The following is a 20,745-nucleotide window of genomic DNA, read 5'->3' as shown; positions in this document are numbered from 1 at the left end:
CATGCGCGGAGCCCTGTCCGGGCTGACCACCCGGGGCCGGTGCCTGCTGGCCGCGGGGTTCGCGGCCGGTCTGTGCGCGGTCGTGCTCAACGAGCGCGACCTGCTGCGCGTCGCCGCGTTCGTGGTCGCCCTGCCGCTGTTGGCGGCGTGGTTGGCGCAGCGGGCCAGGGTCGGCCTGCACGCCAACAGGCTGCTGCACCCGAGCCGGGTCCAGGTGGGCACGGCCACGGACGTGCGCGTGGAACTGCGCAGCGCCGGTCGGTTGCCGACCGGTGGGCTGCTGCTGGAGGACGCGGTGCCGTACGCGCTGGGTGCGCGCCCGCGGTTCGTGGTGGAAAGGCTGCCGCGCAACATCGTGACCGTCCTGCGGTACCCGCTCAAGCCGGTGATGCGCGGCGTCCAGCAGGTGGGTCCGCTGATGGCGCGGATCACCGACCCGTTCGGCCTGGCCGAGTTCGACCGCGAGATGGCGGGCCGCAGCCGACTGGTCGTGGTGCCGCGGGTGGTGCCGCTCGCCGGCCTGCCGAGCGGTTCGGGCATGGGCTCCGGCGACGACGGCTCGATTCGGCTGCGTGCCGGTCAGGGCGAGGACGACGCGGTGGTGCGCCCCTACCGGCACGGCGACGACCTGCGGAAAGTGCACTGGCGTTCGACCGCGCGGCGCGATGAGCTGATGGTGCGGGTGGAGGAACGGCCGTGGCGCGGCGGCACGACCGTGCTGCTGGACCACCGGCTGGTCGCGCACCGGGGCAGCGGTCCCGGCGCGAGCCTGGAGTGGGCCGTCTCGATGGCCGCCTCGATCTGCCTGCACCTGCACCGGTACGGCCACCAGGTGCGTCTGGTCGGCGACGACGGCCGGGTGCTGGCGGGCGGACCGGGCAACAGCGGGTACAGCGACGCGGTGGTGCTGGACGCGCTGGCCGCGTTGCCGCCATCGCACCGCCGTGAGCCCGCCGTGGGTCTGGACCCCGGCGCGGGCCAGGAGGTCATCGCGATCCTCGGCGGCAGCACGCCCGCCGTGGTGGATTCGCTGGTGCGCAACCGGCCGCGCGGGATGCGCAGCCTCGCGATCGTGATGGACGTCCGGGCCTGGGCCTCCGCGTCGGAGGACCCGGCCCCGGACCCGGACGACGCCCAGCGGTTGCTGAGCGGCGCGGGGTGGGGCGTGGTCGTGGCGCGGCCCTCGACGCCGATGGGCCAGGTCTGGCAGGAGTTGTGCCACAGCGCGGGCAACCGCGGCCCGGTGGTCCGCACGGAGGTGGGCTAGGTGACCGGCAGAACGGCCGTTCCGCAGCGGAACGGCAACTGGGTGATGAGCGCGACGCCCGCGGTCGCCGGTCTGGCGACGCTGTGCGCCGCGACCGCGCTGTCCAGCGTGATCGACGGCGTGCTGTGGCTGGTGTACCTGGCCGTGGCGATCGCGGTGGTCGGCGGGGTGGGCGTGCTGCTGCGCGCGACCCGGTTGGCCGCGCCGCCGCTCGTCGTCCTCGGGCAGGTGTTGGCGCTGTTGTGCCTGCTCGTGACGATCTTCACGCGCAGCGGTGTGCTGGTGGTGCTGCCGGGGCCGCAGTCGTTGGAGGACCTGCTGTCGGTCCTCGCCGACGCGATGACCGAGGTGCAGACCGGTGTGCCGCCGGTGCCGGACAGCCCGGCCATGCGGTGCCTGGTGATGGTGGCGATCGGGCTGGTCGCGATCCTGGTGGACACCCTGGCGGTCGGTCTGGCCGCGCCCGCCGCGTCCGGGCTGGTGCTGCTGTGCGTGTTCGCGGTGCCCGCGTCGCTGGCCGACGAGATGCTGCCGCTGTGGACGTTCGTGTTCGGCGCGGCGGCGTTCGCGCTGCTGCTGGCCGTGGACGGGCAACACCGGCACGAGGCGTGGCGCGGCAAGCTGCCCTCCGGCGGGCAGAGCGGGTCGGGGCCGGCGGCGACCGCGGTGGCGGGGCTGGCCGTGGTGATCGCGCTGGTCGCGGGCGGGAGCCTGGCGTTCGTCGGCACGGTCGGGCGGCTGCCGGGCACCGGCGAGGAGATCGGCGGCGGGGCCGGCGGGCTGGGCATCGACCCGATGACCGAGCTGCGCGGCATGCTCAACCAGGGCGCGCCGCAGGAGCTGTTCCGGGTGCGCAACCTGCCGACGTCGGCTTACCTGCGGGCGATGACACTGCGCCAGTACGTGCCGGACAAGGGCTGGGTGCTGGGCGGGAACATGCCCGAGGGCGTGCCCGCGAACGGCGCGCTGCCCGAGCAGCCCGGCGACCCCGGCGGCGGTGAGGTCACCGACGTCCGGATCGAGCCGATGAACTGGGTGGACAACTGGCTGCCCGTCTACGGCCGGCCGCGCGGCGTCCAGGAAGTCGACGACAACTGGCGGTACGACCCCGAGCGCGGGATGGTCTACAGCGTCCGCACCCGCAAGTCCGGTGAGTACACGCTGCAGACGGTGCTGGACACGCCGGCGGCGGACACGCTGCGGCGGGTGAGCGGCCAGGTGGACGTCGACTCGGCGTACCTGGACGCGCCCGGCGTCGGAGGCCGGGTGGCCGACCTGGCGCAGAGCATCGTGGCCGGGCAGAACAACCAGTTCGACCAGGCGACCGCGCTGTACCGGTACTTCACCGACGGCACGCAGGGCTTCGACTACACGACCGAGACCGCCGGCAGCAATTCCGTCGACGCGTTGGAAGACTTCCTGTTCAACGGCAAGAGGGGATACTGCGAGCAGTACGCCTCGGCCATGGCGATCATGGCCCGTTCCCTCGGCATGGCCTCGCGGGTGGCGCTCGGCTTCACCGCCGGGTACCCGACCGGCGACTTCCAGTCGATCACCTCGCAGGACGCGCACGCGTGGGTGGAGATCTACTTCCCCGGCTACGGCTGGATGACCTTCGACCCGACGCCGCTGTCCGACGGGCGCGGCGTGGCGCCGCCGTACATCTCCGGTCTGGACGCCGACGGCGAGGACAGCGCCAGCGCGGGTGCGACGACGACCACGACCACGGCGGCGGCGCCGGGCACGAGCAACTCCGCGTCCGCCGCGCCGGATGCCCAGGCCCCGGACGGGACGACCACGACCGAGGCGCCGATGCCGACGTGGCACCTGGTGACGCTCGTGGTGGCGGGGCTGTTCGCGCTGCTGGGGACGTTGCTGGTGGTGGCTTTGCTGGCGGGGTTCGCCGGGGCGTGGCTGGTGCGGTTGTTCGGCGAGAAGCGGCCGGCGTGGCTGCGGTCGGCGGCGCTGGCGGCGGCCGTGGTGGCTTGGGTAGTCGTGTTGACGCTGGTGCTGGGGCTGCTGTGGTGGCCGTTGGCGGGGGTGTTCCTGCTGCTGGTGGTGGCGTCCGCGCCTGCGGCGATGCGGGCTTGGCGGCGGCGGGAGCGGCTGCGCGCGGTGGCCGGACTGGGGCCGGACGCGGCCGGTGCGGCTTGGCAGGAGTTGGTCGCGGAGTCGGTGGACCGGGGCACGCGGGTGCCGTCCACGGAGACCGTGCGGGTGGCCGCGCGGCGGTTGGTGCGCGCGCACAACCTGGACGAGCAGGGCCGGGACGGGCTGCGTGCGGTCGTCGGCGCGGTGGAGCGGTCCTGGTACAGCACGCGGTCGGCGGCGGACCCGTCCCTGCCGGGTGCGGTGGACAGCGTGCGTCAGAGCCTGCACCGCAACGCGCCGCTGGCGCTGAAGGCGAAGGTCCTGCCCCGGTCGGTGCTCCAGCCGAAGACGCCGGCGGAGTCCGACTCCGAGGAGTGAGTGGGGAACTACGCAGACGGCCCGCCCCGGTACCGAGGCGGGCCGTCTGCGTTGTTCAGCAGTTCACTCGGGCTGTCGCGCGGACTACTCGTCCTCGAAACGGCGACGGAAACGTTCTTCCATCTTCTGTGAGAACGAGCTGCGGCTGGGTCCGCTTCCCTCTTCGCTGGGCTCCTCGGCACCCTGGTCACCACGACGCAGCGTCGTCACGGTGAGCAGTACGCCGAAGAACATCAACAGGAAGCCGACCACGCTCACCACCGGGATACCAGCGAGCTTCGGCAACATCACACCCGTTACCAGCAGTGCCACACCCACGGCGAACAACGCGATGCCTTGGATGCGACGCCGTCGGGACGGCTTGCGCAGCTTGGCACCGCGCACAGTGGATGCGAACTTCGGGTCCTCGGCGTAGAGCGCGCGCTCGATCTGGTCGAGCAGTCGCTGCTCGTGCTCGGAGAGTGGCATGGCTCCTCCTCCGGCACAGCGGTCGCGGGCGCCGGGTGTCACGGTTGCCGCCGGTCCCGGCGGACGCCCCGCCCTGGGGGCGTCACAACCAGGATACGATTCGGGAGGCTCCCCGACTACCCAGTCCGTGCCCCTAAGCGGTTCGTTCTGTCACCATCATCCTCACGGGTCAACGGTCAGGCCACCGTAAGGTCTCGCAACTGGCCCCAAGGTAGGCCCCTAGGTCAACTGTCAATGCCCCGGCTGCCCCATGTTCACCCCATTGCGCGGGTGACGGATGCGTACCGGACCGCCGGATCGCGGTCCGGTACGCATCCGGACACGAGATCGAGATCACAGGGCAGTCACCCTCGATCGTTGCCCTGAGCACGCCCCGGCGCGGCGCCGGAGGCGATCGAGTACGGGAGCACGAAGCCGACCCCGCCACCAACCCGGCCATGCGGCCGTGCGGGCAGGCGGTGATGTGAGGCGGTCGGTGCGGTCAGGGGCGGGGCACGGTCGGCTCCTTCCTGGTGCTGACTCTGGTGCCGACGCGGTGGCGGCCGGTCTTGATGGTCGGTTTCGGGCGGTCGGCGGCTTGGGCGGCGGCACGCAGCAGGTCCTGGGCTACGGCTGTCGGCGATTGGCGTAGGCGGGTGGGGGTGGTGTGCAGGACGACCACGCCTGCGGCTGTCAAGCGTTCGGTACGCGATCTCGGCGTGTTGAACTGCCATGCCAGGCCGAGGTCGTCCCACCAGGCGTCCGCTGTTCCCAGTGGGCGGCCCTCGGCGGTGTGCAGGGGGACTCCCCAGCTCGGGGCCGGCAGGGGCAGATCGTCCAGCACTGCCCTGGCCCAGGCTTGCGGGACCGATCGGACTCCGTCGGCCAGTTCCGCCAGCACCTGCCTGGCCGGCTCCGAACCGCGTGACAGGCCCGGTCCGAGGTCGGACAGCGGGACGCCGCCGTGGCGGACCACCTCGGTCAGCACCGCCCGGATGTCGTCACGCAGGCGGAGGGCCCTGGCCGCGTCCACCGCGGCCCTGGCCAGTGGGGCGGTCAGGAAGCCCTTGCGGAGCACCGGGTCCGGTAACTGGCGGGCGCGGGTGATCCGGACTTTGGGGTTCGACTCGATCGGCCGGTTGACGAGGATCTGCACCGGGCCGGTGGCGGGCAACGCCCGCATACCGTGCAGCTGGAGAGCGTCCAAGCCGGTGAGCAGCGTCTGCGGGCCGCCGTACCGCAGCGCCGCCCGCACCAGTTGCGAACGGGTCGGCGGTGTTCGGGCCAGGAGCAGGATGCCTGGTAGGACGTGCTGCCACGGGCCGTGCGGGCGGCAGCGGACAGCCAGCTCCTCGGTCGGCAGGCCGAGGCTCAGCAGTTCCGACGCGGTGGCGACGCGGTGCGGGAAGAGGCCGCCCAGGGCGTCCAGGTCGATGGTGGTGCGGTTCGAGGTGCGCATGCGTCCACGATGGGCGGTCCGCGGAGCCTGGTCGACACCAAGATCACGAACTGTGGACAACTCCGCGGCCTGTGGACAACTCGTGACTCGGGCATGGGAATGGGGCCTTCCGCAGACCCGACCGTCTGCGGAAGGCCCCTGGGAACGGCGGCCGCCCCTCGTCAGCCGCCGCGTGGTCTACAGGCGCACCAAGTCCTCGCGGATCTCCACGTCCAGCTCCTGGCGGACGGAACGGACCTCGCGCCAGGCGTCGTACATCGCGATCAAGCCCCCCGCGAGCACGAAGGCGACGGCGAGCGCGACGACGCCGTCCAGATCGGACTTGACGATGACCACGACTGCCGCCCACAGCTGGACCGCGGTGAACAGCAGGGTGCAGGCGAGGCGTTCGGTGAACCGGCGGCGGGACCTGGCCGGCTCCTCGTTGTGCTTCATGACTCCCCCTCTGAACTCGACTGATGCCCCTATTTGTACGAGGGGTCAGGCCCGAGTTCCGCGTCAGATGACGCACAGGGGGAAATCAGTTGGTGAAGTCGTAGAGCCGGCCCACCCGGTGGATGTCGATCTTCCGCCGTCCTGTGCTGATGATGCCCTCCTCGCGCAGCGTGCGCAGCACCCGCACGAGGGATTCCCGGGACGTGCCCGCGATACCGGCGAGGTCTTCCTGGCTCATCGCGATCACGCCCTGGTCGGCGATCCCCCGTTGCAGCGCCATGTCGATGAGGACGGCGGCGACGCGTTGGGTGGCCGTGCCGCTGATCTGCACGCGCTGGCGGTCGGTGTCGCGTTGCCGGGCGATGACGACGATCAGCAAGGACCACGAGATGCGCGGATAGCGCTGGCACAGCGCGGCGAACGAACCGGCCGACAGTACCAACGCCCGCACCGCCCCGAGAGCCCGCACGGTCGCCGAACGCGGCCGGCCGTCGATCGCCGCACGCTCACCGACGATGTCCCCCGCCCCGCGCACGGCGAGCACCTTCTCGCTGCCGTTGGCCGTGGTCGCGGTCACCCGGAGCAGGCCTCGGCGGACGACCAGCACGTGCCGGGTGACCTCGCCCTCCTGGCAGATCACCGAGCCCGGCGGGTAGTCGCGCTCGACACCCGTCTCCCCGAGCACCTGGTGCTCGGAGGGGGTGAGCAGACCCCAGAACCGATCCACGGTCCCACTGTGCCGGGTGATCGACCCGTGCGGTGTGGATCAGGCCGCCGACCACCCGAACGGCGCGGTCCGGCGCGTCGGAACCCCGAACAACCTGGTCAGGACTCGCGATCGGGTTTCGGTTCGTCGTGACCGGACCTGCTCGGCCCCTGGGTCAGCAGGGAGGCCGGGCGGATCGCCGCCTTGCCGAACCTCGACCGCGCCTGGTCGGCCGCCTGCTCCGCCTCACGCCACCCGCGCTCCGGCGCGTCGAACATCAACTGCTCGCCGTCGTCGCCCTCGACCAGCTGCTCGATCCGCACCCCGATCAGCCGCACCGCACCCGGCGGCACCTGCTCGTCCAGCAGGGTCGAGGCGGTCTTGTAGACCTCCTGCGTCACGTCGGTCGCCACCCGCAGCGTCTTCGACCGGGTGATCGTGGTGAAGTCGGCGAACCGCACCTTGATCGACACCGTCCGCCCCCGCAACCCCCGCGAGCGCAACGTCGCCGTCGAACGCTCGGCCAGCCGCAGCAGCTCCCGGCGCAGCAGCTCCCGGTCGAAGTGGTCGATCTCGAAGGTCTCCTCCGCGCCGATCGACTTCTCCCGCGTGGACGGCACCACCGGCCGGTCGTCGTGCCCCTGCGCCAACGCGTGCAGGTGCTCGGCCAACGCCACCCCGATCAGCCTGCGCAGGCGCGGCAACGGCGTCGCGGCCACGTCGGCGACCGTCTCCAGCCCCACCCGGTCCAGCTGCTCGGCCGTCCGCTGCCCCACGCCCCACAGCGCCGACACCGGCAACGGGTGCAGGAACGACAGCACCTCGGTCCGCGGCACGACCATGAGGCCGTCCGGTTTGCACATCCCGGACGCGAGCTTGGCCAGGAACTTCGTCGGCGCCACCCCCACCGAGCAGGTGATGCCGTGCGCCTGTTCCACCTGCGCCCGGATCAGCTGCGCGATCTGCGCCGGACTCGACCTCATCCGCTTCAACGCGCCGCTCACGTCGAGGAACGCCTCGTCCAGGCTCAACGGCTCCACCAGCGGCGTGATGTCCCGGAAGATCGCCATCACCCCGCGCGAGACCTCCTGGTACCGGGCGAAGTTCGGCGATACGAACACCGCGTGCGGCGCGAGCCTGCGGGCGTGCGCGATCGGCATGGCCGAACGCACGCCGAACTCGCGGGCCAGGTAGTTGGCCGCCGCGACCACGCCCCGGTTCGTCGAGCCGCCCACGATCACCGGTTTGCCCGCCAGCTCCGGCCGGTCGCGGATCTCGACCGACGCGTAGAAGGCGTCCATGTCGACGTGCAGCATCGAGCAGCCGGTGTCGTCCGGCCAGACGCCGTCACGCGCGCGGAAGCGATCGACCAGACCGCGCGGCAGGTTGGCGCTACGGCCCACGCCCACCCCCCGTTCGCCCACGAACCCGCCACGCCGAACACTTGTTCGACACTCTAGTCCAGCCGGTAGACCCGGTGCGCGTTCTGCCACCCGATCAGGTGGGCGATGCGCTCGGCGTCGGCCATGCCGAAAGCATGCCGCCGCAACCCGGCCGACAGGAAGTCCGACAGCGCGCGGCGGAAGAACAACGCGCCCAGGTAGTACAGCTCGGCCAACCCGTATGCGTCGGTGGAGAACAGGAACTTCCCGAACGGCACGATCTCCAACGCCTCCGCCAGCACCCGGCTCGACTGGTGCGCCACCGCGTGCATGGCCAGTCCGACGTCGGCGAACACGTGCGGGAACACCTGCGCCAGGTACCCGGCGTTGCGGTGGAACGGGTAGTTGTGCAGCAACATCACCGGCACGCCCAGCGGAGCGGTCGCCCGCAGCAGGTCGGTCAGGAGCAACGGGTCGCAGTCGCGCAGCGACAGGTCCGCGTCCCCGTACCCGACGTGGAACTGCACCGGCAGCCCGCGTTCCAACGCCTCCCACACCAGGAACCGGCTCACCACCTCGTCCGCGCACCGCGACGACCCGGACGACAGCCACCGGTCGACCGCCGCCACCACCGAGGCGTCCGAGGGCCGCTCCGGGTCGAGCGCCAGCCCGACCCGGTAGGCCGCGACCGACTTCGCCGCCACGGCGGGCGACGATTCCAGGGCCGCACGCACCCGTCCCGGGAAGCCACCGGCCCCTTCCGTCACGACCTCCTCCGCCAACCGCTCCAGCCGCAGCACGGAATGTTCACTCGAACCGGTGAATACGGAGGGCTCGACCAGCTGCTCGGGCGTCAGTCCGCCGTCCACCAGGAACGTGGTGATCCCGGAGGCCAGGACGAACACCCGGTTCACCTCGGCCGCGCCCAACGACCGCCGCCGCGCCAGGTAGTCGTCGGCCGGCGCGAGCACCGGCAGGTCCAGCAAAGGCGCACACCAGCGCCGCACCGCCAGCCCCAACGACGAGTCGAACAGCGACGTGCCCAGCGGCGACACCGACGACGCCTCGGTCAACATCGACTCGAACCCGTCCCGGTCCACGTCGTCCCGAAGCACCCCGTGGCAGTGGTGGTCCACGAGGTGCGACGACGCCACGCACGGCAGCAGCGGCTCCACTTGTTGAAGAGTAGAGACCTGGTGTACCCACGCTTGATGGACACAGCAGAGCGGGAACACCGACGGGCGCTGGCCGCCGACATGGTGGACGACCTGCTGGAGCAGGACGTGGTGGCGGTCGCGCTCACGTGGGTCGACCACAGCGGCATCACCAGGGTGAAGTCCGTGCCACTGGCGGGCCTGCCCCGGGCCGCCGCGGACGGCGTGGGCGCGTCACCGGTGTTCGACGTGTTCCTGCTGGACGACACGATCATCAGCGGGCGGCACGCCGGCGGCCCGGTCGGCGACCTGCGGCTGTTCCCGGACCTGGACCGGCTCACCGTGCTGGCGGCCCAGCCGGGCTGGGCGTGGGTCCCGGCCGACCGCTTCGACCAGCACGGCGTGCCGCACCCGCAGGACGAGCGGGGGCTGGCGCGGGCGGTGGCCGACCGCCTGGCCGTGCACGGCTACGAGGTGCAGGCCGGGTTCGAGGTGGAGTGGGTCGTCGGCCACGGCGGCACGGACCTGTTCCGGCCCTCCAGCACCGCCCCCGCCTACGGCCACGCCCGGCAGGTCGAGCTGTCGGACTACAGCGCGGACCTGCTGTCCGCGCTGGCCGAGCAGGACGTCGAAGTGCTCCAGTTCCACCCCGAGTACGCGCCGGGCCAGTTCGAGCTGTCCACGGCCCCGGAGGACCCGGTGCACGCGGCGGACACGTCGGTGCTGGTCCGCGAGACGATCCGGGCGATCACCATCCGGCACGGCCTGCGCTCGTCGTTCTCGCCCAAGGTCACCGTGGACGGTGTCGGCAACGGCGGTCACCTGCACCTGAGCCTGTGGCGCGAGGGCCGCAACCTGTTCGGCGGCGGTGAGAGCTGGTTCGGGCTGACCGACGACGCCGACGCGTTCGCGGCGGGTGTGCTGCGGCGGCTGCCGGCGCTGTGCGCGATCGGCAGCCCGTCGGTGGCGAGCTACCTGCGCCTGGTGCCGCAGCACTGGGCGGGCGCGTTCGCCGCGTGGGGCCTGGAGAACCGGGAGACGGCGTTGCGCCTGGTCGCGGGCCGTGACCTGGAGGTCCGGTGCTACGACCTGTCCGCGAACCCGTACCTGGTGGTGGCCGCGACCATGGCGGCCGGCCTGGCCGGGATCGTGGACCAGGAGCGGCTGCCGGAGCCGGTCGGGGTGGACCCGGTCGCCCTGCCGGAGGCCCGACGGCTGCCGACGTGCCTGGAGGAGGCCGTGGCGGCGTTCGAGGCGGACGAGGTGCTGACCGAGGCGTTCGGCGCGGAGTTCGCCGCGACGATCGCCGACGTGCGACGCGGCGAGATCGCCCGGTTCGCCGACTGCTCACCGGAGGAGATCGCCGCGCTGACCCGCTGGCGGCACTGAGACACCCGTCTCAAGCGCCGCCCTGAGCCTCGTCCAACGCCTTGCGCAGCCGCGCCAACGCCCGGTGCTGGGCGACGCGCACCGCGCCGGGCGTGGAGCCGACCACCTCCGCGGTCTCCTCGGCGGACATGCCGAGCACGACCCGGAGCACCAGGATCTCCCGCTGCCGCTCGGGCAGGACGCTGAGCAGCCGCCCCATCCGCTCGGACAGCTCGCCGTGCAGCGCCTGCTGCTCGGGCCCCGGTTCCTTGCCCGCGCCGTCGGGCAGCTCGGGCACGGACTCGGCCCGGTTGCGGGCCGCCGCGCGGTGCGCGTCGGCGACCTTGTGCGCCGCGATGCCGTACACGAACGCCAGGAACGGCCGACCCTGCTCCCGGTAGTTCGGCAACGCCTTCAGCACCGCCAGGCACACCTCCTGGGCCACGTCCTCCGCCGACGCCGAGGACCGCTGGCCGCGACCGACCCTGGCCCGGCAGTACCGCACGATCACCGGCCGGATCTCGGCCAGCAGCCGCTCGACCGCCCGCCGGTCCCCCTGGACCGCCGCCTCGACGAACGACTCCGGTCCCCCTTCCACCCGTGCCGGTGGAGAGGTCTGGACGTCCTCGAATCGCACCGACATCACCGGCCTCGCCGCGCGAACGCGAAGTCCCGGCATAACTCCGAACCCGACCGCCACTGCTTCCATCGCGAGCTCCTCGGCGTCCGCGCACCGGACGACCCTTGGGGGCACATGCGAACGCGACGCCGGTTCCACAGTGGGATGACGCAACTCATACGAAGTTAATCCGAATGGACGCGTTTAGGGTGCAATCAGGGGTACGAACTACCGCTATCGGATGCGGTGTGTAACCAAAGCTCGGTCGATTTCGCGTCTCAATCGGGACAGCGCCCGGTGCTGCGCGACCCTGACCGCACCGGGCGACGAGTCGACGGCCTCGGCGGTCTGCTCGGCCGTCAGCCCGACCACGACCCGCAGCACCAGCACCTCCCGCTGCTTCTCCGGTAAGACCCGCAGCAACTCGGCGACCATGTGCGACAGCTCCACCCGCAACGCGTGCTGCTCCGGTCCCACCTGCTCGTCCGGGCCGTCGGGCACCTCGGGCACGGGCTCGGCGCGGTTGCGCAACGCCGCCCGGTGCGCGTCGGCGACCTTGTGCGCCGCGATGCCGTACACGAACGCCAGGAACGGCCGACCGTGGTCCTTGTAGGTGGGTAACGCGGTCAGCACCGCGAGGCACACTTCCTGCGCCACGTCGTCCGCCGACGTGAACGACCGCTCCTGCCTGCCCACGCGGGCCCGGCAGTAGCGCACCACGAGGGGGCGTACGGCGGTCAGCACCGCGGCGGTCGCCCGGCGGTCACCTGCGACGGCCGCGCGCACGCGGTCGTCCAACTCCTCCGGCGCCGGGTCGGCCATCACCCGGCTCCGGCTAAGTGCGGGTCTCCCATGGCGGCGGTCCTCTGCGGTAGGCGGCGGAACCTCCGTTCTACCGCACTCAGGCCGGCTTGCGCCCGATCACGTGCAATCTGGCGGCGACATCGCGCAGCGGCGGGCGTGTCGCCGCGGCCAGCTCCAGCTCGGCCAACGCCTCCGCCGCGCCCGGGTTGGCCTCCAGCACCGAGCCCGGGACCAGGTCGGACACCACGCCGTGGCCCTGCACCAGCTCCACCTTCAGGCCCGCGTCCGCCATCAGCGCCTCCAGCCCGGCCACGTCGAACCGGCGCAGCAGCGGGTCGCGGCCGCCGACGAGCTGACCGGCCTCGTCGTCCAGCAGCCGCCGGGCGTCGACCAGGCGTCCGGCGATCGCGCGGTGCAGCACGGCCGCGTACCGGTTCGCCACCAGCACGGACACCGCGCCGCCCGGAGCCGCCGCGGCGGCCAGTGCGGCCAGCGCGACCGCGGCGTCGTCCACGACCTCCAGCAGCCCGTGCCCGAGCACCAGGTCCGCCGAACCTTCCTGGTCCAACGCGTCCGTGTCGCCCTGGACGGCCGTGACGCGGTCCAGCACGCCCTCGTCGGCCGCACGGCGGTGCAACGTCGCCAGCGCGTCCGGGCTGGGATCCACCACGGTCACCGCACAGCCGGCCACGGCCAGTGGCACCGCCCACACGCCGGTGCCGCCGCCGACGTCGAGAACCCGCGGCGGTTCACCGCCCCTGCGGTCCCGCGCGGCGGCCAGCTCGGCGTCGAGCACCCTGTGTACGGCGTCCGGTCGCATGGACGTAGAGCGTAGAGACCGTAGGCTGCACTACGTGCATACGGTCGCGGTCCTCAGCCTCAAGGGTGGAGTGGGTAAGACGACGGTCGCGCTCGGCCTGGCGTCGGCCGCGCTTCGGCGCGGGGTGCGGACGCTGGTCATCGACCTGGACCCACAGTGCAACGCCACCTCGACGCTCGAACCCGACGACACCGAGGCCAGCATCTACGACGTCCTCCAGGACCCCAGCGAGGACACGCTGCGCAAGGCGATCGCCCCCAGCGCGTGGGGCGACGGCGTGGACGTGCTCGCCGGCTCGGAGGACGCGGAGTCGCTCAACCACCCCGACCCCGGCGAGACCAGGCTCGGCCGGCTGCGCGAGGCGCTGCGGCTGCTCCGGGACGACGAGGAGCCCTACCAGCTGGTGCTGCTGGACTGCCCGCCGTCGCTGGGTCAGCTGACCCGGTCGGCGCTGGTCGCGGCGGACCGGGCGCTGCTGGTGACCGAGCCCACGATGTTCGCGGTGGCGGGCGTGCAGCGGGCGTTCGAGGCGGTGCAGGCCGAGCGCGAGCACAACGAGGAGTTGCAGCCGCTGGGCGTGGTGGTGAACCGGGTCCGACCGAGGTCGCACGAGCACCAGTTCCGCATCGAGGAGCTGCGCGACATCTTCGGGCCGCTGGTGATGCCGGTGGCGTTGCCGGACCGGCTGGCCGTGCAGCAGGCGCAGGGCGCGTGCATGCCGATCCACGAGTGGGGCACGCCGGGCGCCCGTGAGGTGGCGCTGGCGTTCAACCTGCTGTTGGCGCGCATCCTGCGGATCAGCCGCAGCCGCCGCCGTGCCGTGCACCACGACTTCAACGACGAGGAGATCGAGGAAGCGGTGGACGCGTGAGCGCCGCCGACAGCGGTGCCCGAGGGTGACACGGTCTTCCTGGCCGGGCATCGCCTGAACGAGGCGCTGGCCGGCCGCCGGCTGCTGCGCGGTGAGCTTCGCCACCCGAAGTGGGCCACCGCCGATCTGAGCGGGCGGGACGTGCTGGAGGTGCGTTCGGTCGGCAAGCACCTGTTCACCCGGTTCTCCGGTGACCTGAGCCTGCACAGCCACTTCCGGATGGACGGCGCGTGGCACCTCTACCGGCCGGGTGAGCGCTGGCGGCGGCCGGGTCACCAGGTGCGGGCGCTGTTGGAGGTGCCGGACCGGGTCGCGGTGGGGTTCGCGCTGCACGACCTGGAACTGCTGCCGACCGACCAGGAGGCGCGGCTCGTCGGGCACCTGGGGCCGGACCTGCTGGGTGACTGGGACGACGAGCGTGCGGCCGAGGCCGTCTCCAGGCTCTCGGCGGACCCGGACCGTGAGCTGGGCCTGGCCCTGCTCGACCAGCGGGTCATGGCGGGCGTGGGGAACCTCTACAAGGCCGAGGTGTGCTTTCTGCTGGGCGTTTCGCCGTGGAGCCCGGTGTCGGCCGTGGACCGGGCGGAGGCGGTCCGGCTGGCCCGCAAGCTGCTGCTCGCCAACGCCTGGCACCCGGAGCAGAACACCACCGGTCTGATGGGACGTGGACGGCAGCACTGGGTGTTCGAACGGGGCGGCAGACCGTGCCTGCGCTGCGGCGCGAAGGTGCGGGTCGGCGGGCAGGGCGCGGGCGTGCTGGAGCGTCCCGCGTACTGGTGCCCGCGCTGCCAGCCAGGGCCGATCGCTTAGGGTTACCGCCGTGGTCTACAAGAGCGTGGTGCGCAAGGCGTTGTTCCGGATGCACGGCGGAGACGCGGAGCGGGTCCACGAGACCACCCTCGGCCTCCTGGAGAAGCTGAGCCCGGCGGCGAAGCTCGTGCGGCGCAAGCCGACGTTGGAGCGCACGGTCTTCGGCGTGCGGTTCCCCAACCCGGTCGGCCTGGCCGCGGGGCTGGACAAGAACGGCCGGGCGCTGCCCGCGTGGGGCGCGCTCGGGTTCGGGTTCGTCGAGGTCGGCACGGTCACCCGGCACCCGCAGCCGGGCAACCCGAGGCCGCGCCTGTTCCGGCTGCGCGCCAGCGAGGCGATCATCAACCGGATGGGCTTCAACAACGACGGCGCGCAGGAGCTGGCCAACCGGCTGGACCGACTCGGCCCGCTGTCCGTGCCGCTGGGCATCAGCCTGGGCAAGTCCAAGATCACGCCGGTCGAGGACGCGGTGGAGGACTACCGGACGTCCCTGCGCGCCCTCTACCGGCACGGCGACTACTTCGCGATCAACATCAGCTCGCCCAACACCCCAGGCCTGCGCAGCCTCCAGGACCGGGGCGCGCTGACCGAACTGCTGTCCGCGCTCAACGCCACCGCGCACCAACTGGCCGGGTCGAAGCCGCGCAAGCCGATCCTGGTCAAGATCGCGCCCGACCTGACCGACGAGGCGATCGCCGAACTGCTGGAGGTGTGCGCCGCGCACGAGGTCAGCGGCCTGATCGCGACCAACACCACGCTGTCCCGCGACGGCCTGGCTCCGGCCGACCAGCCGCTGGCGCACGAGGCCGGTGGCCTGAGCGGCCGACCGCTGACCGAACGCGCCCGCGAGGTGGTGCGGTTCGTCAGCCGGGAGACCGACGGCCGGCTGCCGATCATCGGCGTCGGCGGCATCGCGAGCCCGGACGACGCCAAGCGCATGCTGGACGCCGGCGCGAGCCTGATCCAGATCTACACCGGCTTCATCTACGAGGGCCCGGGCCTGGTGCACCGAATCAATCGCTCGCTCGTCTAGGGCTTGCCGGTCAGGTCTTCCCGGCGGTCGACCTTCCGGGCCGCGCCCAACCAGCGCAGGATCGGGTGCAGGATCACGACGAGCAGGGAACCCCAGACCAGGCCGCCCAGCTTCATGTCGCCCAGTTCCAGGGTCAAATCACCCACCCCGGCCACCAGGGCGGCGCCGCCGACCAGGGCGTTGCCGGGGTTGGCCAGGTCGACCCGGTTCTCCATCCACACCCGCACGCCGACCAGGCTGATCAGGCCGAACAGCACCAGGGTCGCGCCGCCGACCACCCCCGCCGGGATGGTGGCCAACGCCGCCGTCACCTTCGGTGAGAACGACATCAGCACCGCGGCCACGCCGGTCACCGCGTACGCGGCGGTGGAGAAGACCTTGGTCACGCCCATCACGCCGATGTTCTCGGAGTACGTCGTGGTGCCCGGCCCGCCGCCGAAGCCCGCCAGCGCGGTGGACACCCCGTTGGCGATGATCGTGTCGCCGACGTTGCCGTCGAGGTTGCGGCCGGTCAGCGCGGCGATCGCCTTGACGTGACCGACGTTCTCCGCGACCAGCACGATCACCACCGGCAGCACCAGCAGGGTGACCGACGGCCGCAGCTCCGGCGCGTGGAACTCGGGCAGGCCGAACCACGCCGCCCGACCGACCGCGGCCGTGTCGACCAGGTCGAGGGAGAAGCCGAGCGCCCACCCGGCGACCACGCCGATGAGCACGGAGAACCGGAAGAACGAGCCGCGGCCGAGCACGCCGCACAGCAGGATGATGCCCATCGTCACCACGGCGGGCAGCGGCTGCTCGGCGAACGAGTCGGTGGCCCGGTGCGACAGGTTGAGCCCGATCAGCACGACCACGGCGCCGGTCACCACCGGCGGCATCACGGCCTCCAGCAGCCGCACGCCCAGCGCCTTCACCGCGACCCCGATGATGATCACCAGGAGCCCGGCCGCGAGTACGCCGCCGAGTTGCGCGGCGATGCCTTCGTCGCGGGCGGCGGACAGCGGCGCGATGAACGCGAACGACGCGCCGAGGTAGCTGGGCACCCGGTTGCGGGTGATCACCAGGAACAGCAGGGTGCCGATACCGGAGAACAGCAGCGTGGTGCTGACCGGGAGACCGGTCGTGGCGGGGACCAGGATCGTCGCGCCCGCCATGGCGACCAGGTGTTGGGCGCCGAAACCGATGGTGCGGGGCCAGCTCAGCCGCTCGTGCGGCGCGATGGCGTCACCGTCGATGGGGCGGCCATCACCGTGCACGGTCCACAACGCCACTCAATGACCTCCCCGGCGACCAGGACGGACCACGCTGTCCGACCAAGGGATACTGCCACGCCACGTAGTGGCTGCGGCTATATAACGGTCTGATAATCACACGATTGCAGTAACATACGTCACCACGGCAATCGAATCAGTCCAACTTCGCTACCCAACGTGACGCAGTCGGGGTTCGTGCAATTGGCCGTGCCGAGGACCGTGCGGATCTCCGCGGTGGACGGCCCCCCGGCGGCCGCGCGGCCGTTCAGCGCGACAACTCGCGCAACGCGGACGCCAGGCCCGCCAGGTGGTCCGTCGCGTCACCCAGCACCTGCCGCGGGTTGGACGCGGTGCTCTCGGCGAGCACCCGACCGGCCGCGGCCACCAGGCCGCAGTAGCCGTCCACACCCTCGTCCAGCTGGGCGCGCAGTCTTCGCACGCCCTCGACCAGCGGGGCGCGGTCCAGCGGCGGGGCGGTGTCACGGGCCCGTTCCACGGCCTGCAGCTGGTGCGAGACGGCCCGGATCGCGGCCGCGGCCTCCGTGCCGGTGGCGCGGGCCTGCTCGACCGAGTCGGTGGGCACGGAGGTCAACGCGGCCGAGTCGAGCTGCCGCAGCAGCTCCCGCAACGTGTCCTCGGCCTCCTCCAGCCGTTCCATCGGCTGACGTGCCGCCGAGGAGCGGGCGGGCAGCGGCACGTGCACCGGCGCGGCCTGCAACTGCTTCCGGGCGGTGTCGATGCCCCGCATCTTCATGTTCGTGCGCACGGCCAGCACCGAACTCCCGGCGAACCCGAGGGCCGCGCCGACCCCGACCGCCGCGGGCAGCGCGCCGACGATGGTGAGCGTGCCGACCACCGCGAGCAGGGCCAGCACGATCAGCCAGAAGGTCAGCACGCGGCTCGACCGGCGGTACCGCCGGTCGAGCTTCGCGCGCGGGTCGTTCCAGGCGGCGTACCGCCGTTTCACCTGGTCCGCGAGTTGTCCCTGAAGCTGGCCGCCGATGGCCTGGACGAGCTCGCCGGCCACCTTCCGCCGGGGATCCATCGCGGACACCACCCTCTCAGCCCTGGCTCGCCGGCGGGTTCTGCTGCATCTGCTGGGTCGGCTGCGCCTGCGTCTGCTGCACCCGCTGCTGGATCTCCTGCTGGATATTCGCGCTCGCACTGGCCGGCTGACCGCTGGTCACCTCGCCGGCGACCTTGCCGCCCGACATCGAGGCGCGGATCTGCTCCAGCCGGGAGTGGCCCGCCATCTCCGTGGTCGACTGCTGGACCTCCAGCATCCGGCCCTGCACCGAGTTCTGCGCCAGCTCCGCCGAACCGAGCGCGGTGGTGTACCGCTTCTCGATCTTGTCGCGGACCTCCTCCAGCGACGGCGTGTTGCCGGGCGCGGCCAGCTCGGTCATCTGGCGCAACGAGTGGGAGACCTGCTCCTGCATCTTCGCCTGCTCCAGCTGGCTGAGCAGCTTGGTGCGCTCGGCGAGCTTGCCCTGCAGGACCATCGCGTTGCGCTCGACGGCCCCCTTCGCCTGGGTCGCGGCCTGCAACGCCTGGTCGTGCAGCGTCTTGAGGTCCTCGATGCTCTGCTCGGCGGTCACCAGCTGGGTGGCGAAGCCCTGCGCGGCGGACTCGAACTGCGCCGCCCGCGGCTCGTCGCCCTTGGCCCGGGCCTCGTCGGCGAGCACGAGTGCCTGGCGTGCGGAGGCCTGGAGCTTTTCCACCTCACCCAGCTGGCGGTTGAGCTTCATCTCGAGCTGGCGCTGGTTGCCGATCACCGCGGCCGCCTGCTGGGACAGCGCCTGGTGCTGCCGCTGCGCCTCCTCGATGGCCTGCTGGATCTGCACCTTCGGGTCGGCGTGCTCGTCGATCTTGGACGAAAAAGCCGCCATGAAGTACTTCCATGCCTTCACGAAAGGGTTGGCCATCTCCTACGCCTGCCTTCTCCGCACTTCCCTGGCTCGCGCTCGTGATTGGCAACGACCCGGTGCCGGTGTTGGTTCCATCGTGTCAGTTGTCCCGCGCTGCTTCCACCGACCTGGGGAGATATCCGGGTTCACCCTGAGTCACCCCCTGACTTTCGTCGGCATGGTCATCCTGCCCGCCCGACCTCCGGGGGACGCGCCGACCCCGTGGGGGGTTGCCAAGTCGTTGCACGCGTCCTACAGGGGGCCGGGAGCGGCAAGCACCGAAAGCCGAGCCAGTCGGACTGGCTCGGCTTTCCACGGGTGGACTTCGGTTACGCCGCCACCACCGCGTTGCGCGGCTTGCTGATCGAGGTGGACAGCCGGTGCGTGAGCACGGGCTGCAACCGCAGGTCGGACAGGTCGTTGCCGATCACCGCGGGCACCATGGTGCCGCCCTCCAGGCTCGCCGACGCGGGCGCGGGGCGCTCGGACAGCTCGGCTGGGGTGGGGACAGGCTGCTGGACCGCGCCGATGTCCGAGGCGACCAGGTGCAGTAGCTCGTACAGGGGCAGGTCCAACGCTTCGCAGATCGCGGCCAACAGCTCGCTGGACGCCTCCTTGCGGCCACGCTCCACCTCGGAGAGGTACCCCAAACTGACGCGGGCGGTCCTGGAGACCTCGCGCAGCGTGCGGCGTTGGGTGGTGCGGGCATGGCGGAGCCGATCACCGATCGCCTCGCGTAGCAGCACGGTCATCGCGCGCCTCCTTCCGGCCGGCCGTGCCACCACGTTACCGACCCGTCCCGTCGACGGGCAGTGACTTCGTGACACGTCCGCCAAGGGCGAACGAGTGAACTCGCGGGTAAGTTCCCGCGTACGTGCTCGGATGTGACCGGGAACTCGCTGCTCACGTCACTCCACGGAGATCTTCAGGTGGGTACGGAGGAGGTCCAGGGCGGCCGATGTCGATCTCCGACGGACTTCGTGACGATCACCACCGAGAGTGAGCGTGACGACCGACGAACCGGACGGACCGGACAAACCGACGTGAACCGTACCGGGCGCGACCCCGTCCTGCGGGTCCGGACCGGCCACCCCGGTGAGGCCGAGACCCCACGTCGCGCCACAGCGCGCGCGTGCGCCCTCGGCGAGCTGCCGGGCCACCTCGGGGTGCACCGCGCCGTGTTCGGCCAGCAGCGCCTCGTCCACGCCCGCGAGGGTGTGCTTGAGGTCCGTCGCGTAGACCACGAGCCCGCCGCGCACGACGGCGCTGGAGCCGGGCACGTCCGTCAGCGCGGCGGTCACCAGGCCGGCGGTCAGCGATTCGGCGGTGGCGACCGTCTCACCGCGCTCCTTGAGCGACCGGACGATGTCGTCGGCGCTCACGTCCCGGCCACCGCCCGCTTCCCGCGGGCCCGCAGCCGGAAGGCGCGGATCACGTAGTCGATGCCGGTGACGACGGTCAGCACCACGGCCGCGCCCATGGTGGCCACCGCGAGGGGGTCCAGCCAGGTGGGCAGCGGCAGCAGGTACAGGCCGATGGCGAGGATCTGCACGAGCGTCTTGGCCTTGCCGCCGCGGCTGGCCGGGATCACGCCGTGCCGGATGACCCAGAAGCGCAGCAGCGTCACGCCCAGTTCGCGCACCGCGATCACGATCGTCACCCACCACGGCAGCTCGCCCAGCAGGCTCAGGCCCACCAGCGCGGCGCCGGTCAGCGCCTTGTCCGCGATCGGGTCGGCGATCTTGCCGAAATCGGTGATCAGGCCGTGTTTGCGGGCGAGGTTGCCGTCCACGTGGTCGGTGACCGACGCGATGGCGAACACGCCGAACGCCCACAGCCGCCACCAGAAGTCGTGGCCGTCGTGGGCGAACAGGAGGTAGAGGAACACCGGCACGAGCGCCAGCCGGGACATCGTCAGCACGTTGGCGATGTTCAGCACCG

At 71.9% G+C, this 20,745-nt stretch carries 21 protein-coding genes; 6 read left to right on the top strand and 15 right to left on the bottom strand.

Annotated features, from left to right (window positions below; translation table 11 throughout):
* The first annotated feature begins 1 nt into the window (after nt 1).
* Complete coding sequence (locus tag ALI22I_RS19165; protein WP_077006881.1) at nt 2–1,267, top strand: DUF58 domain-containing protein; 1,266 nt, start codon at nt 2–4, stop codon at nt 1,265–1,267.
* Nucleotides 1,268–3,736 carry a transglutaminase TgpA family protein gene (locus tag ALI22I_RS19160; protein WP_083751835.1) on the top strand — a complete coding sequence of 823 codons (2,469 nt, stop codon included), beginning with the start codon at nt 1,268–1,270 and terminating at the stop codon, nt 3,734–3,736. It abuts the gene before it with no gap.
* 84 nt (nt 3,737–3,820) lie between these two features.
* Here ALI22I_RS19160 and ALI22I_RS19155 read toward each other — a convergent pair whose 3' ends face one another.
* From ALI22I_RS19155 to ALI22I_RS19130, 6 genes are all read right to left on the bottom strand, one after another.
* On the bottom strand, nt 3,821–4,204 hold the full coding sequence (locus ALI22I_RS19155; protein WP_077006880.1) for a DUF3040 domain-containing protein: 384 nt from the start codon (nt 4,202–4,204) through the stop codon (nt 3,821–3,823).
* A 481-nt stretch (nt 4,205–4,685) separates the two neighbouring features.
* Nucleotides 4,686–5,642, bottom strand: a complete 957-nt coding sequence (locus ALI22I_RS19150) for a hypothetical protein (protein ID WP_077006879.1) — start codon at nt 5,640–5,642, stop codon at nt 4,686–4,688.
* Nucleotides 5,643–5,819: 177 nt separating this feature from the next.
* Nucleotides 5,820–6,077, bottom strand: coding sequence for a hypothetical protein (locus ALI22I_RS19145; protein WP_077006878.1), 258 nt, complete (start codon nt 6,075–6,077; stop codon nt 5,820–5,822).
* 85 nt (nt 6,078–6,162) lie between these two features.
* Entirely contained in the window at nt 6,163–6,804 is a 642-nt protein-coding gene (locus ALI22I_RS19140; RefSeq protein WP_083751834.1) for a Crp/Fnr family transcriptional regulator, read from the bottom strand.
* Between the two features lie 98 nt (nt 6,805–6,902).
* Nucleotides 6,903–8,186, bottom strand: coding sequence for a DNA polymerase IV (locus ALI22I_RS19135; protein ID WP_077006981.1), 1,284 nt, complete (start codon nt 8,184–8,186; stop codon nt 6,903–6,905).
* 53 nt (nt 8,187–8,239) lie between these two features.
* On the bottom strand, nt 8,240–9,340 hold the full coding sequence (locus ALI22I_RS19130) for an amidohydrolase family protein (protein ID WP_077006876.1): 1,101 nt from the start codon (nt 9,338–9,340) through the stop codon (nt 8,240–8,242).
* 36 nt (nt 9,341–9,376) lie between these two features.
* Between ALI22I_RS19130 and ALI22I_RS19125 the strand changes: the two genes are divergently transcribed.
* Nucleotides 9,377–10,708 carry a glutamine synthetase family protein gene (locus tag ALI22I_RS19125; protein WP_077006875.1) on the top strand — a complete coding sequence of 444 codons (1,332 nt, stop codon included), beginning with the start codon at nt 9,377–9,379 and terminating at the stop codon, nt 10,706–10,708.
* A 10-nt stretch (nt 10,709–10,718) separates the two neighbouring features.
* Here the strand turns inward: ALI22I_RS19125 and ALI22I_RS19120 are convergent, their stop codons facing one another.
* The 3 genes from ALI22I_RS19120 to ALI22I_RS19110 all read right to left on the bottom strand — a co-directional run bounded on the left by ALI22I_RS19120 (nt 10,719) and on the right by ALI22I_RS19110 (nt 12,930).
* Nucleotides 10,719–11,330 (bottom strand): sigma-70 family RNA polymerase sigma factor, encoded by a 612-nt coding sequence (locus ALI22I_RS19120; protein ID WP_077006874.1) that lies wholly within the window; start codon nt 11,328–11,330, stop codon nt 10,719–10,721.
* 210 nt (nt 11,331–11,540) lie between these two features.
* Nucleotides 11,541–12,128, bottom strand: a complete 588-nt coding sequence (gene shbA, locus ALI22I_RS19115; RefSeq protein WP_077006873.1) for an RNA polymerase sigma factor ShbA — start codon at nt 12,126–12,128, stop codon at nt 11,541–11,543.
* Between the two features lie 79 nt (nt 12,129–12,207).
* Entirely contained in the window at nt 12,208–12,930 is a 723-nt protein-coding gene (locus tag ALI22I_RS19110; protein ID WP_077006872.1) for a class I SAM-dependent methyltransferase, read from the bottom strand.
* Between the two features lie 34 nt (nt 12,931–12,964).
* On the opposite strand from ALI22I_RS19110, the gene ALI22I_RS19105 reads away from it, so the two are divergent.
* From ALI22I_RS19105 to ALI22I_RS19095, 3 genes are read left to right on the top strand one after another with little or no spacing between them, the layout of a single operon-like run.
* The gene (locus ALI22I_RS19105; RefSeq protein WP_077006871.1) at nt 12,965–13,801 is read left to right on the top strand and encodes a ParA family protein; all 837 of its coding nucleotides are present in this window, start codon (nt 12,965–12,967) and stop codon (nt 13,799–13,801) included.
* Between the two features lie 15 nt (nt 13,802–13,816).
* On the top strand, nt 13,817–14,611 hold the full coding sequence (locus ALI22I_RS19100) for a DNA-formamidopyrimidine glycosylase family protein (protein WP_077006870.1): 795 nt from the start codon (nt 13,817–13,819) through the stop codon (nt 14,609–14,611).
* Nucleotides 14,612–14,621: 10 nt separating this feature from the next.
* Nucleotides 14,622–15,644, top strand: coding sequence for a quinone-dependent dihydroorotate dehydrogenase (locus ALI22I_RS19095; RefSeq protein ID WP_077006869.1), 1,023 nt, complete (start codon nt 14,622–14,624; stop codon nt 15,642–15,644).
* On the opposite strand, the gene ALI22I_RS19090 is transcribed toward ALI22I_RS19095, so the two are convergent.
* The 6 genes from ALI22I_RS19090 to pgsA form a co-directional block, all read right to left on the bottom strand.
* Nucleotides 15,641–16,915, bottom strand: a complete 1,275-nt coding sequence (locus ALI22I_RS19090; RefSeq protein WP_077006868.1) for a uracil-xanthine permease family protein — start codon at nt 16,913–16,915, stop codon at nt 15,641–15,643. The two genes, ALI22I_RS19095 and ALI22I_RS19090, sit on opposite strands and share 4 nt — an antisense overlap.
* A gap of 247 nt (nt 16,916–17,162) precedes the next feature.
* On the bottom strand, nt 17,163–17,942 hold the full coding sequence (gene pspM / locus ALI22I_RS19085) for a phage shock envelope stress response protein PspM (protein WP_077006867.1): 780 nt from the start codon (nt 17,940–17,942) through the stop codon (nt 17,163–17,165).
* 16 nt (nt 17,943–17,958) lie between these two features.
* Nucleotides 17,959–18,822 carry a PspA/IM30 family protein gene (locus ALI22I_RS19080; RefSeq protein ID WP_077006866.1) on the bottom strand — a complete coding sequence of 288 codons (864 nt, stop codon included), beginning with the start codon at nt 18,820–18,822 and terminating at the stop codon, nt 17,959–17,961.
* A gap of 311 nt (nt 18,823–19,133) precedes the next feature.
* Nucleotides 19,134–19,556: a helix-turn-helix domain-containing protein gene (locus tag ALI22I_RS19075; RefSeq protein WP_077006865.1), complete on the bottom strand. Its 423-nt coding sequence runs from the start codon at nt 19,554–19,556 to the stop codon at nt 19,134–19,136.
* 156 nt (nt 19,557–19,712) lie between these two features.
* A complete protein-coding gene (locus tag ALI22I_RS19070; protein ID WP_077006864.1) occupies nt 19,713–20,186 on the bottom strand; it encodes a CinA family protein in 474 nt (157 codons plus the stop codon).
* Nucleotides 20,183–20,716 (bottom strand): CDP-diacylglycerol--glycerol-3-phosphate 3-phosphatidyltransferase, encoded by a 534-nt coding sequence (pgsA, locus tag ALI22I_RS19065; protein WP_238598458.1) that lies wholly within the window; start codon nt 20,714–20,716, stop codon nt 20,183–20,185. Before pgsA ends, ALI22I_RS19070 begins: the two co-directional genes overlap by 4 nt.
* Nucleotides 20,717–20,745: the final 29 nt, after the last annotated feature.

This window comes from Saccharothrix sp. ALI-22-I, assembly GCF_001984175.1.
Lineage (GTDB): Bacteria > Actinomycetota > Actinomycetes > Mycobacteriales > Pseudonocardiaceae > Actinosynnema.
Note: the sequence above shows the minus strand (reverse complement) of the source record. Positions and strands in the feature narration are given on the sequence as shown.